The following is a 13,087-nucleotide window of genomic DNA, read 5'->3' as shown; positions in this document are numbered from 1 at the left end:
GGCCGGAAAGCGGAAAAACGCCGCAGAATTATGCAAGAAATCTCTTGTGTATCGGGGCTGATTCTGATATGTAGGGAAACCCGCTCAAGAAACGGGAATCAGTTTGTCAGGTCTGGAGGATCCGTATGGCAAGTGCCGAAAACATGGAAAACCAAATCGATTCCGAAATGAGTTTTGAGACCGCACTGGAAAATTACCTCAATCCCGAAATGGGCGACCTCGAAGAAGGTTCCATTGTCAAGGGTGAGGTCGTGCGCGTGGACGACGATACTGTGCTGGTGGACGTGAATTTCAAGTCCGAAGGCCAGATCCCCGCAGAAGAATTTCGGGATGCTCAGGGCAATATGACGGTCAAAGTCGGCGACCGTGTGGACGTGTATGTTGTCCGTAAGAACGAAATGGATGGAACCATCACGCTTTCGTTCGACAAGGCCAAGCGTATGCAGCTCTTCGATCAGCTCGAAGAAGTGCTGGAAAATAACGGCACCATCACGGGTACCATCACCCGCCGCATCAAGGGCGGCTATACCGTTGATCTCGGCGGTGTGGAAGCCTTCCTGCCCGGTTCCCATGTGGATCTCCGCCCCGTCCCGGACATGGACGCCCTGGTGGGGCAGCAGTTTGACTTCCGTGTGCTGAAGATCAACCGCCGCCGCAGCAATGTCATTGTTTCCCGCCGTGTACTCCTTGAAGAAGAGCGCGACACCAAACGCTCCGCCCTGCTCCAGACGCTGGCCGAAGGTCAGATCGTCAAGGGCAAGGCCAAGAACATCACGGAATACGGCGTCTTCGTCGATCTCGGTGGTCTGGATGGCCTCCTGCACATCACGGACATGTCCTGGAAACGCATCCGTCATCCCCGCGAGATGGTCACCCTGGGACAGGAGCTGGAACTCAAGGTCCTCTCCTTCGACAAGGAGAATCAGAAGGTTTCTCTGGGCCTGAAGCAGCTCGTGCCCGACCCCTGGCAGGACATCACCGAACGCTTCCCCGAAGGCTCTCACCACACCGGCAAGGTCACCAATATTGTGGATTACGGCGTCTTTGTGGAGCTGGAATCCGGCGTGGAAGGCCTGGTGCATATCTCTGAAATGTCCTGGACCCGCAAGCTGCGTCATCCTTCCCAGATGGTGCATCAGGGCGATGAAGTCGAAGTCGTCATCCTCGGCGTGGACAGCGAAAAGAAGCGCATTTCCCTAGGCATGAAGCAGGTCAAGCCCAATCCCTGGGAACTGGTCGGCGAACGCTTCCCCGAAGGCACCGTTATTGAGGGCGTCATCAAGAACATCACCGATTTCGGTATGTTCATCGGCATTGAAGACGGTATCGACGGACTCATCCATGTGTCCGACATTTCCTGGACGAAGAAGCTGCGTCACCCGGGCGAGCTGTACAAGGTCGGCGATGTGGTACAGGCCAAGGTACTCACCGTGGACAAGGAAAACGAGAAGTTCACCCTGGGTATGAAACAGCTCAACGAAGATCCCTGGGCTTCCGTTCCCGCCCGCTATCCCGTGGGCAACCTTGTCAAGGGCACAGTGACCAACGTGACCGACTTCGGCCTGTTCGTGGAAGTGGAAGAAGGCATCGAGGGCCTCATCCATGTGACCGAACTGGGCAAGAAGGTGAAATCTCCTTCCGAACTCTACAAGGAAGGCGATGTGGTCGAAGCCAAGATCATCCATGTGTCTGCTGAAGAACGCCGCCTCGGTCTCTCCATTAAGCAGATCAAGGAAGACGAAGAGCGCCGCAAGCCCAAGGACTACCATTCCGGCGACAACAGCATCAGCCAGACGCTTGGCGATCTGCTGAAGCAGAAGTTCAACGACTAGCCGTTGGACGTTCCTTGCCTTAAACGGCGGGGCGGGGAGCATGGCTTCCCGTCCCGCTTTCGTTTTTGTCCCGCTTCGGCTCTGCGAACCAGAGAAAATCTCTGCCACGCGCGTACCTGTGGCACAAAATGTGACGCCTGAAGCAGGCGGACGGACTTTCTGTATAACGGAGACCAGGAACGCAGTCTCCTTCCCTTGCTGGACAGAGCGCCCTCCGCGGGCGTATATTCGCAGGTGTGAGCGCATCTTAGAAGAGAGGTTTTTCATGCGCACTTTGCAAGTCCTGATTCTGATGCTGCCCCTGATGCTGACGGGCTGTCTTCCGCACATCTTCGGCTCTGCCGCCACCCATTCCGACGTTCCGATGCCTGCGCCCCTCAGCCCTGTTCCCGCGTTTATTTCCGTGAACAGCACAGGAGCACAGGCCAGTATCGAGGACGAAGACTTCGGCGGACTTGTGGACGTTTCCGTAGAAGGAGAATTCCATTCCGCAGCCGGCCGCGACTGCAAGCGTGCCGTGGTGAGCAAGCCCCCGCATGAAAGCGAGATCGTTGTTCTCTGCCGCCAGGACGATATCTGGGAAATGATGCCTCGCGTCTGGGGACGCGGCGTCCAGTGAGCCTTCCTTTTTCCCGGACTTCTGCCCGGACTGTCGGCGTAAGCGCCAGGTGAAATCGTTGCGTACCTTTTTCTTCAGTCTTTTTTTGCTGCTCTCTGCCGTCCTTCCGGCTCAGGTATCTGCCGCAGCGGAGGCATCCGCGCCAGCCACGGTTCCTTCTCAGGAGGGACAGCCCTTTGGCTGGAACCTGTTTCAGGGAAATTTTTCCGGAAGCGGCACGAGCGACATGCTTCAGGAGGGTGACCGCATCCTCGTCCGCATGTGGGGCAGTCTGTCCATGGACGAAGTCTGCACCATATCCGAAGGCAGCCTTGAGTTGCCCGGCGTGGGCCAGATCCCCGTAGCGGGCCTGTCCCGTAATACCGCCGAGCAGATACAGCAGGCCATCCTGAGCAAGCTGAACGTCGCCGGTATCACAGGGGTACAGGTCTATGCGCGGCCTCTGGACACGCAGGGTATTTCCGTGTTCGTCACGGGCTTTGTGAGCCGTCCGGGGAGTTATGCGGGTATGCCCTCGGATACCGTGCTTTTCTTTCTGGACAAGGCGGGCGGCGTCGATGCCAGGCGTGGCAGCTATCGCGACATCAAGATCCTGCGGCGGCAGCAGGTCATGGCCTCCGCCGACCTCTATGCCTTTGCGCTTCAAGGCAGGATTCCTTCCTTCCGTTTCCAGAACGGGGACACCATAGTTGTCGAAGAAAAAGGCCCTTCGGTGTCCGTATCCGGCGAGGTGCGCAACGCAGCACGCTTCGAATTCGAGAAGGGCAAGCTCACTGGAGAGGCTCTCATCCGCCTGGCCGACCCCAATTCCCGGGCCACCCATGTGAGCATCACGGGCTTCCGCGGGGGAACGCCCTATAACCAGTACCTTCCGCTCCGTGACTTCAGCCGCCTGAGGCTGGAAAACGACGACCAGGTGCGCTTTCTGGCCGATGCCGCGGGCGACACCATCATGGTGGAGGCACAGGGAGCCATTCTGGGCGCTTCACGCTTTCCGCTCAAACGCAGCGCCCGTTTGCAGGAGGTCATGAGCTATATTTCGGTAGATCCCGAACGGGCCAATCTTGGCGGGCTGTACCTCAGGCGCAAAAGCACGGCCCGGGAACAGAAAAAAGCCATTGACGATGCGCTGGCCAGGCTGGAGCACAACGCCTATACGGCCACGTCTTCCAGCAACGACGAAGCGCAGATCCGCGCCAAGGAAGCCGAGATGCTCTCCAGCTTCATCGCGCGGGCGCGTCAGGTTCAGCCCGAAGGCATCGTCGTTGTGGGCAGCGGCGGCAGAATTGCGGATATTGCGCTGGAAGACGGCGATGTCATCGTCATCCCGGAAAAAACCGATGTGGTACTCATCAGCGGCGAAGTACTCATGCCGCAGGCCGTGGTGTGGAACGCCGATCGTTCAATGAAGGAGTATATCCGCAGCGCCGGAGGGTTCAGCAACCGCGCCGATACCTCCAATATTATTGTCGTACATCCCGATGGCGAGGTCGTCCCCAGGGCTGGAGCCGTACAGCCCGGAGACCACATTATGGTCATGCCGCGTGTGGATTCCAAAAATATGCAGGCCGTGAAGGAAATTTCACAGATCCTCTATCAGATTGCCGTGGCCTGCAAGGTCATTCTTGACGTGTAAACAGGAAAGCTCTCACAGACACAAAGCCGTCAGCAGTCCGTATTATAGACTGCTGGCGGCTTTTTATAAGACTAAAGCATGAGCTCGTGGATTCCAAGGGGATACTGTTTTAGGAAAACGTTAACAGAAACATTTCAGAGCCTTGACCGCACATAACAGCTAGTTGAGTGCAAATAGGGAAAGCAACGTCAAGACACCGCATGAATAGAGAACACTTATCCGCAGCAGGAGGAATGTCTGAAACTCTGGAGCGGCGTCAATGCCCAGTGATGTTGTACTTTTTAAGCTTGTACTGCATGAGGCTGCGCGAGATGCCAAGCAGTTCCGCAGCGTGAGCCTGAACAAAATCCGCGCGTACCAGAGCGCGTTTGATGATCGCGGCTTCAATCCTGTCCATGGTGTCAGCAAGGTTCAGTTCCACGGGGAGCAGATCCACGGCACTCTTGAACTGAGATTCTTCATCACGTATCTCAGGCGGCAGATCCTCCACCCCAATGACCTGGTGGGACACCATGACCATGCAGCGCTCCAGCACGTTCTGAAGCTGGCGGATATTTCCCGGCCATTCGTAGCCGGTGAGGTAGTTCTGGGCCTCCGTGCTGAAACTTTTTAGCGGGATACCGTTGTCTTCGGCGATCTTTTCCGTGAAGTGCGCGATGAGCAGAGGAATGTCCTCGCGGCGCTCGCGCAGTGGTGGAATAGCTATCTGAACCACGTTGAGCCGGTAGAAAAGGTCTTCGCGGAAGGTGCCTTCCTCCACCATTTTGGCAAGATCGCGGTTGGTTGCTGCCACGACGCGGATATCGACATTGACCGGCTCGGTTCCGCCGACACGTTCGAAGGTCCGTTCCTGGAGCACACGGAGCAGCTTGACCTGAAGATCCATGCTGATCTCACCGATCTCATCGAGGAAGAGTGTGCCGTGATCGGCCTGTTCAAAGCGTCCGCGCCGCGTGGCAACGGCTCCGGTGAAAGACCCTTTTTCATGGCCGAAGAGTTCGCTTTCGAGAACCCCGGAATTGAACGCCATGCAGTTGACAGAGACGAAGGGCCCCTCCTTTCGTGGTGAGCTGAAATGGATGGCGCGGGCGACAAGTTCCTTGCCGGTTCCCGATTCACCGGTAATGAGTACGGTGGAACGGCTCACGGAAACACGATCCACAATGGAAAGAGTGTCGCGTATGGCCTTCGATTTCCCGATGATGTGATGGGTGCGGTAGCGCTCTTCCATGGATTCCTGAAGCAGTTTGAACTGCCGGTGCGCACGGGATAGTTCCACAGCATTATGGATGGAGAGCAGGAGTTCATCGTTGGCGAAAGGCTTGGTGATGTAGTCAAAGGCCCCGTAACGCATGACGTCCACGGCGCTTTCGATACTGCCGAACGCCGTCATGATGAGAACAGGTATGTCAGGCCAGGATTTCTTGATACGCTGCAGTACTTCCTTGCCGCTCAGTCTGGGCATCTTCATGTCGGTGACAACCACGTCCACCTCGGATTCGTCCAGAAAATGCAGTGCCATTTCCGGATCGTTGATGGCGGTCACATCGTAACCGGCATCCTTGAGAAGCGCTTCCATGACGATGAGGTAATTTTTCTCGTCATCGATGACGACAATGCGGGGAGTATCACTCATAAGTAGTCCTTATTCCTTTGAGACAGCCGGCGGAAAATTGACGGTCACAAGGGCGCCGCCTCCTGAAGCGTTACTCAGAGAAAGTTTCCCATCGTGGGAAGAAATGATGGTCTGCACTATGGGCAGCCCAAGTCCGGTACCGCTGTCCTTGGTGGTGAAAAACGGATCTGTGGCTTTTTCAATGGCTTCGGGGCTGAACCCCGGGCCGGTATCTCGAAAAGTGATGACGGTATGTCCATCAGCGGAAAGCCGGCTGTCAATAAAGATCTCTCCGGGGCCGTTCATGGCCTGCTCTGCGTTGGCGAGGATATTGTAGAAGGCGCGGTAGAGCAGATCGGCATCTCCCTTGACGATAAGACTTGGGCCAAGGCTGGAATGGATGACCACCTGCTGGCGTTGAAATTCCCCCTCCAGAAAAACCATGGCCTTGTTGATGACTTCCGGCACGTTCACATCGTCTTTGCGCGGGGTGCGCGGCCGGGCGTAGTCGAGAAAATCGTTGACCGTGGTTCCCAGACGGCAGGATTCATCGTAAATGGCCGTGAGCATGGCCTGCTGTACAGCGTCTTCGCTTTTGTGCCGCCGGATGAGAAATTCCGAGCTGGAACGGATGATACCCAAGGGGTTACGTATCTCGTGGGCGATGGAAGCCACCACCCTGCCCATGCTGGCCAGCTTTTCAGCCTGATGAAGCTGTGCTTCGAGCTGTCGGTTGCGGGCCATGCGCCGGCTTAGGGTCTCTTCCGCACGGCTGGCCACGAGCTGGATGAGGAAGAACAGGATGAGTGCAGAAATGAGGAAGCCCGCAATCATCATCCACTGCGCCCGAATGGTACTCTGGTAACTGCTGGTCAGATCCTGAATCACTTCCAGCACACCAAGGACGGGCACCGCTTCGCCGTGGACACGCAGCCCCTTGAAATCCTTGTCTATCGTAAGCGGAAATACCGTGCGCAGCAGAAAGGTGCCGTTCTTGAGCTGGGGAGTGACGAGGGCACGGGCGTAGGAGATGGTGGAAAGCACATCGAAATGATGCGGTTTACCCTCGAAGACAAGGGGAATGCCCGCCGTGTACATGTCGGTACGGCGCACTTCCTTGGGATCAGTGGAATAAAGTACCGTGTAGTGCTCATCGTACATGCGCACGGTCTCAAGCTGAAGACCGTGGAGCTGAGACTGGATGACCTCGTCAAGCAGCTTGTACTGAGCCGGATCCGACAGGGCCACCCGCCCGGAAGCGTAGGTCACGGGCAGCGTAAACTTGCGGAAGATTTGACGATTGATATTGTCTGCCAGAAGCAGCGCATATTCCTCCTGGCTTTCCAGAATCATGGAGATCATGGTTCGCCCGATGAACAACGTCAGGATAAAGCTGGAAATAAGGATAAGTACCAGCGTAATGTAAGAAAAGGATTTTGCCAGATTGAACGGCAGACCGTGCTCATCCATGCGCCGATACCTCATAAGAACAGGGCCATTCCCGCTGTGCCGTGTGTTCGTTTTGTTCGGAACGCTGCCAGGGGAGCAGGCCGGACGGGAACCGTCCGGCCTGAAGATCAGAACTCGGAGGCGTCTTCGGGAATGGAGGTAAAGGACTTCAGTTTTGCGGCGGCTTCTTCGGAACCGGGCGCACCGAGACGGGCGCGGGCGAGCTTCTTGCCATTTTCCACGGCAGGCTGATCCACGGGATTAATACCCATCAGCCAGCCGGTGAAAATGGTGGCGGCTTCCAGAAGCATCATCATCTTGCCCGCGGAACAGGCGCTGGTGTCGGGCATGTTCAGATGAACTACAGGCACGCCTTTTTCTACCAGCGTGGCGCGGGTGGCCAGCGTTTCGGCGTCGAGAATGTCGCCGAAGCTCTTGCCTTCCAGATACGTCCAGGAGGCGGGAAGTCCTTCGGGCAGGGGCAGAATGCCGGTGTCCGCGGGGGAAGAGACAAAGATGCAGCCTTTATTCTTGGGTCCGTCAAGGAACATCTGAAGCAGGGAATGCTGATCCGTCACCCCTGTGGCCGGTATGGGCATGGTGCCCTTGCCGTCCTTGCCCAGGCTTTCGGCCCAGAGCTGGCAGAACCACGGGCCGAAGGTAGACCAGTCGGGGATGTAGCAGAAGAAGATGATCTGATCACGCTGTTCTTCCGACATCTGGAACGCCCAGCGCGCCAGCTTCCACGCGGGGTGTTCAGGCAGTGTTTCCGGGTGCTCGGCCAGTGGCCGCCCCACGGAGAGCGCCCCGCGCAGCAGTCCCTCCCAGTCCATGCCCAGAAAGACGGCCGGCACAAGTCCCACTGCGGAAAGCACGGAATAGCGGCCGCCGAGATTGTCCGGCACGGGCAGCGACGGCAGGGAATATTTTTCCGCTTCCTCCCGCAGGAAGCCTTTTTCCGTGTCCGTAATCATGAACAGATGCTCGTTCCACGTTTCGGGCAGATGCTTCTTCAGCCACGGCAGCACAAGGAAATACTGTGCTATAGTTTCGATGGTGCCGCCGGATTTGCTGATGACCACCACGATGGTTTCTTCGGGCGGCAGCTTGTCCAGATGCTCCTGAAGCCATTCGGGGTGGACGTTGTCCGCTATCCAGACGCTCCGTCCCGTATGGCCGGGGCGATCCTGACCGGGCGCAAAGGCGCGCTGAAGGGCGCGCGGCCCGAGGGCTGAGCCGCCGATCCCCAGAAGGAGCATATGCGAAAAACGCTGCAGCAGGGGTTCGTACTCTTTGAGCCGGCGGGAAAGTTCTTCCGCAAAGGGAAGCGCCAGAAAAGGCAGCACGGGAAGTTCCTTTTTAAGACGCTCCACATAGTAGGCAGCCCCGGAGCCGGGAGTTTCCGCGGAATCCTTCATTTGGGCGTGTGCCCAATCGATACGGGCCTGAATCATGATAACCTCCGATTATGCAAAAAGTGCGCTTTTCATGCGCTTCAGGGCGTCCATAAGGACGTCGTCGGAAACGGCATAGGAAAGACGGATGCAGTGAGGATCACCGAAAGCCTCACCGGGTACGCAGGCCACGCGCGCCTTTTCCAGCAGATGGGTGCAGACGGCAACGGAGTCTGGCATTTTGGGAGTAAACAGTGCGCTTACGTCAGGGAAGAGATAAAACGCGCCCGCGGGCTTGGGGCAGATCACGCCCGGCCAGGTGGAAATCTCTGCTACGGCCATGTCACGGCGGCGCAGAAAGGAAAGCCGCATTTCCTCCACACAGTCATAAGGGCCATCGAGAGCGGCGACAGCGGCCTTCTGAGCGATCGAACAGATATGGGACGTGACCTGCACCTGAAGTTTGGAACACTGTTTAATAAGATCGGCGTGGGCGAGCGTATAGCCCACACGCCAGCCAGGCATGGCAAACGACTTTGACAGACCGTTGAGCACAGCGACGCTTTCGGGGTGCTTCGCCCACCAACCGGCGGCGCTGACGGGTGCGCTGTCGTAGACAAGCAGACTGTACATCTCGTCCGAGATCACGAAGATGTCATGGGCGAGACACCATTCAAGGACGGCATCCATTTCTTCCTGTGAATATGCCGCGCCCGTGGGATTGGAAGGACTGTTGAAGATCAGCATTCTGGTTCCAGGGGTCACAGCCTTTTCAAGGTCGCTCACATCAATATGGAAAGCGCGGGCCGCAGTGGAAGGCACGAGGACGGGATTGCCTCCGGCAAGGCGGATCATGTCCGGGTAGCTGGTCCAGTACGGGCAGGGCAGAAGCACGTCGTCTCCGTCATTGAGCAGAACGAGCATGGTGTCCACCAGGGACTGCTTGCCGCCGTTTGTGAGGATGACATTCTCTGGAGCAGCGTCAACGTTGTGCAGCCGCTTAAAGTAATGACATACAGCCTGGCGAAGTTCCAGAATACTGTTCACAGGAGTATATTTGGAGAAATTTTCATCAATGGCCTTTTTTGCGGCTTCCCGAATGTGGAGCGGCGCAGCCGCATCCGGCTCGCCCACGGCAAGACTGGTAACCTGAACTCCCTGAGCCTTCAGTTCCATGGTTTTCGTGTTCATGGCCATGGTGGCTGACGGCTTGATATTTTTCATTCTTTCGGCAAACTTCATGGAGATGCGCTCCTTTGAAAATGGACTGCACGGCGGAACTGAGAACTGAATAAAGGTATCAGTTTCAGAACAGTATGTAAATTGCCGATGCCTCTGCCTTTCCACCGCGAGGCCGCGTTCTGCGCCGTTCCGCGCAGAGGAGTGAGGAAGAGCGAACGTGGACGAAATACTGCTGCGTTATCCCGAAGGCTGCCGAGTGGCAACCTTTCTGCGCCGTGAGAAGCGATTCTTTGTCTATGCTCTGCTGGATGGCCGGGAAGTCATTGCGCACACCAACAATACCGGTTCCATGCTGGGGTTGCTGCGTCACGGCGCGCCGGTTCTGCTGTCTCCGGCCGAGGATCCGAAGCGCCGCCTGCGCTGGACTGTGGAGGCGCTGGGACAGGGCAGGTTCGGGAAACGCTTCTGGGTCGGGGTAAACACGCTGACACCCAACCGTCTGCTGGCGGCACTGTTCAGGCAGGGACTGCTGCCGTGGGCAGAGGGTTACGAAACACTGAAGCGTGAGGCTGTGAACGGGGAAAGCCGCCTGGACGGTCTTTTTTCCGGTGGCGGACTGCCTTTGCTCTGGGTGGAATGCAAGAACGTCACTCTGGTGGAAGACGGCGCGGCGGCCTTTCCGGACGCCGTGACCAGCCGCGGGGCCAAACATCTGCATACGCTGATGAGACTTAGGGAAGAAGGGCATAGGGCGGCCATGCTTTACATCATACAACGGCCGGACGGGAACTGTTTCCGCGCCGCCGACTACATCGACCCGCTCTATGCCGATACCTTGCGCGAGGCTATCCAGTGCGGAGTGGAAGTCCATACGGCGGTTGTGCGTGTGGAAGAAGACGGCATACGCTACAGCGGCGAGCTGCCCTATCGCGGCTGACCGAAAAACGCAGCTCCCGGCAGGTCAGGGATTTCCTTTCCGCAGAAACCGTGACCACCATCGAAAGGACTGGCAAAAAATGGGCCTGTCTGCGCCTCGGAGACTCATTCAACGGCGGAAGAAGATTTGACAAATTCCTGAATAGGCATAAACTGACACACTCATCTTCATTATCTCTGTCCGCAGCCCGGGATGGCTGGGGAACGTTTTCCCTGCCGGCGGTTTATCTTTCAACCTTCTGCCTTGGTTTCATCATGGAACGGCTCGTCTTGACCCTCGCCATCATCTTTGTGAGCATCGCCGCCGGATACGCCTTTCAGCGGCGGGTGGCGTCGGGGCGTTCCATGATAATGGAAGAACGTTCTTCCCGGATGCGCCTTTCCCTCCAGAAGGCCGCCATGTTCGGACTGATTCCCTTTTCCGCCATGCTCTCCCTGTGGGGCCTGCCTTCGCCGGACAGCCGCCTGCTGGCACTTCCCGTGCTGGGTGTTTTTGCCTGGAGTCTCGGCGGAGCGCTGGCCGTGCTGGTGTCACGGCTTATGGGGCTTTCCCGTGTCCAGACGGGCAGTATGTACTGCTGCGGCTCATTCATCAACATCGGCGCCGTGGGTTCGCTGGTCGCGGTGATGCAGTTCGGGGAGCAGTCCATCGCCCTCTCTTCGCTTTTCCGCCTCTGCGAAGAACTGTTCTACTTCGGCGTGGCCTGCCCTGTGGCCCGCTGGTACGGCTCTGGCGACGATGCTCAGGAGCGTTCGGCGTTTCGCGTGGGGCCGGTGCTGAAAATCATCGTTCTGGCACTGGGGCTGGGCATTGTGCTCAACCTGCTGGGCATCCGCCGTCCGGCCATGTTCGGAGCGTTGTCTACGGCGGCCATGATCCTCGGCACGGTCTGCTTTTTGTTCACCATCGGCATGGGGCTTCGGCTGTCACGCATCACCTGCTACATTCCGCAGGCGGCGGTTCTGTCTCTTGTCAAATTCGTGTGTGTGCCCGTGGCCGTCGTGTTTGCGGCCAGACTGTCGGGTCTGGGTCATATCGACGGCGGTCTTCCGCTCAAGGTGGCGGCCGTCCTCTCCGCCATGCCCGTAGCCATGAATGCGCTGATCCTGCCATCGCTGTTTCGGCTGGATCTGGATCTGGCCAATGCCTGCTGGCTGCTGACCACCGCTGCGCTGGTGGCCGTGCTGCCTGCGCTCGTCATTATCCTGCCGCTGCTGTAGGCGGCCGCAAACCTGCTCCCGCCTCCAGGGGCGGAGCGTACTGTTTTTTGTCAGTCCGGCGGGGTTCGCCCCGTCAAAACATCCTGAGGAGGAAACATGAAGAATCCTGTCCGCACCGTTCTCCTGGCCGCCATCTGTCTCGGCCTGCTCTCGGCGCCCGCTGCTGCCGCCTACAAGAACGAGTACAAACTGAGCGTCGTCCCCAGTGCCACGTCCGGCTGGGGCCTGACCGGCACCTACTTTGCCGATCAGGTTCGCGAACGGACTCAGGGCCGCGTGAACATCAAGGTCTACTTCGGAGCGCAGCTCATGGCCGGCAAGCAGACCTCGGAGCTTCTGCTCGTCCGCCGCGGCGCCATCGACTTTGCACTGGCGTCCACCATCAACTGGTCGCCTCAGATCGAAGAACTGAATCTGCCGGCCCTGCCGTTCTTCATCGCGAACAACCCGGATCGGTACAAGGCGATGGATGCCATCGAAGCCGGCAAATCCGGCAAGATGCTGGAAGCCGCCATCGAAAAGACCGGCGTGAAGTTCCTCGGCTGGTCGGAAAACGGTTTCCGCGAACTGACCACGAGCAAGGGCCCCATCAACAAGCCTGAAGATATGAAGGGCATGAAGCTGCGCGTGTGCGGCACGCCTATCTTCGCCGACATTTTCACCGCTCTCGGCTCGAACCCCCAGGCCATCAACTGGTCAGAGGCCGTGACCGGCTTCCAGCAGGGCATTGTGGACGGGCAGGAAAACCCCACCAACGGCATCAATATTCCGCTTCAGATCTGGACCTGGCACAAGTACCACACCGATTGGCATTACATGATCGACCCCCTGTTCCTCACGGTGAACGACAAGGTCTGGAAGAGCTTCTCCGCGGAAGATCAGAAAATCATTCTGGACTGTGCGAAAGACGCGGAAAAGTACGGCAAGGCTCTTTCCCGCCTCGGCTTCGATGACGGCTCCGCGCTCCGGTATCTGGAAAGCATCGGCATGGTTCCCGCCGTTACGGATCCGTATAAGGTCATGGAAGAGAAAGGTATGACGGTGACCCGCTTTACGCCTGAGCAGATCGCCGAGTTCTATAAGGCCACCCAGGGTGTGCGGGACACCTGGACCACGAAGATCGGCGTCGAACTCGTCAAGGCGGCCGAAGAAGACATGAAGGCCGCACAGTAGGCTTTGCCTGTCCGGGAGCGGCGGAAGGCC

The 13,087-nt window shown here is 57.8% G+C and carries 10 protein-coding genes; 6 read left to right on the top strand and 4 right to left on the bottom strand.

Annotated features, from left to right (window positions below; genetic code table 11):
• Positions 1 to 125: 125 nt before the first annotated feature.
• The 3 genes from Q0Z94_RS00315 to Q0Z94_RS00305 all read left to right on the top strand — a co-directional run bounded on the left by Q0Z94_RS00315 (position 126) and on the right by Q0Z94_RS00305 (position 4,087).
• Positions 126 to 1,832: a 30S ribosomal protein S1 gene (locus Q0Z94_RS00315; RefSeq protein ID WP_298065765.1), complete on the top strand. Its 1,707-nt coding sequence runs from the start codon at positions 126 to 128 to the stop codon at positions 1,830 to 1,832.
• A 265-nt stretch (positions 1,833 to 2,097) separates the two neighbouring features.
• Complete coding sequence (locus tag Q0Z94_RS00310) at positions 2,098 to 2,451, top strand: DVU3141 family protein (RefSeq protein ID WP_298065762.1); 354 nt, start codon at positions 2,098 to 2,100, stop codon at positions 2,449 to 2,451.
• Between the two features lie 226 nt (positions 2,452 to 2,677).
• Positions 2,678 to 4,087, top strand: a complete 1,410-nt coding sequence (locus tag Q0Z94_RS00305; RefSeq protein WP_298065761.1) for an SLBB domain-containing protein — start codon at positions 2,678 to 2,680, stop codon at positions 4,085 to 4,087.
• A gap of 256 nt (positions 4,088 to 4,343) precedes the next feature.
• On the opposite strand, the gene Q0Z94_RS00300 is transcribed toward Q0Z94_RS00305, so the two are convergent.
• The 4 genes from Q0Z94_RS00300 to Q0Z94_RS00285 all read right to left on the bottom strand — a co-directional run bounded on the left by Q0Z94_RS00300 (position 4,344) and on the right by Q0Z94_RS00285 (position 9,787).
• Positions 4,344 to 5,723 carry a sigma-54 dependent transcriptional regulator gene (locus Q0Z94_RS00300; RefSeq protein WP_298065760.1) on the bottom strand — a complete coding sequence of 460 codons (1,380 nt, stop codon included), beginning with the start codon at positions 5,721 to 5,723 and terminating at the stop codon, positions 4,344 to 4,346.
• Positions 5,724 to 5,732: 9 nt separating this feature from the next.
• Positions 5,733 to 7,172 carry an ATP-binding protein gene (locus tag Q0Z94_RS00295; RefSeq protein WP_298065758.1) on the bottom strand — a complete coding sequence of 480 codons (1,440 nt, stop codon included), beginning with the start codon at positions 7,170 to 7,172 and terminating at the stop codon, positions 5,733 to 5,735.
• Positions 7,173 to 7,279: 107 nt separating this feature from the next.
• On the bottom strand, positions 7,280 to 8,605 hold the full coding sequence (locus tag Q0Z94_RS00290; protein ID WP_298065755.1) for a glucose-6-phosphate isomerase: 1,326 nt from the start codon (positions 8,603 to 8,605) through the stop codon (positions 7,280 to 7,282).
• 12 nt (positions 8,606 to 8,617) lie between these two features.
• Positions 8,618 to 9,787, bottom strand: coding sequence for a pyridoxal phosphate-dependent aminotransferase (locus Q0Z94_RS00285; protein WP_298065754.1), 1,170 nt, complete (start codon positions 9,785 to 9,787; stop codon positions 8,618 to 8,620).
• Positions 9,788 to 9,944: 157 nt separating this feature from the next.
• Here Q0Z94_RS00285 and sfsA point away from each other — a divergent pair, with 157 nt between their 5' ends.
• The 3 genes from sfsA (at position 9,945) to Q0Z94_RS00270 (ending at position 13,057) form a co-directional block, all read left to right on the top strand.
• On the top strand, positions 9,945 to 10,664 hold the full coding sequence (gene sfsA / locus Q0Z94_RS00280; protein WP_298065753.1) for a DNA/RNA nuclease SfsA: 720 nt from the start codon (positions 9,945 to 9,947) through the stop codon (positions 10,662 to 10,664).
• A gap of 254 nt (positions 10,665 to 10,918) precedes the next feature.
• Positions 10,919 to 11,884, top strand: a complete 966-nt coding sequence (locus Q0Z94_RS00275; protein WP_298065752.1) for a hypothetical protein — start codon at positions 10,919 to 10,921, stop codon at positions 11,882 to 11,884.
• Positions 11,885 to 11,980: 96 nt separating this feature from the next.
• Positions 11,981 to 13,057: a DctP family TRAP transporter solute-binding subunit gene (locus Q0Z94_RS00270; RefSeq protein WP_298065750.1), complete on the top strand. Its 1,077-nt coding sequence runs from the start codon at positions 11,981 to 11,983 to the stop codon at positions 13,055 to 13,057.
• The last annotated feature ends 30 nt before the right edge of the window (positions 13,058 to 13,087 follow it).

Source organism: uncultured Mailhella sp. (assembly GCF_947631555.1).
GTDB lineage: Bacteria > Desulfobacterota > Desulfovibrionia > Desulfovibrionales > Desulfovibrionaceae > Mailhella.
The sequence above is the reverse complement of the archived record's forward strand: the minus strand, read 5'-3'. Positions and strand labels throughout refer to the sequence as shown.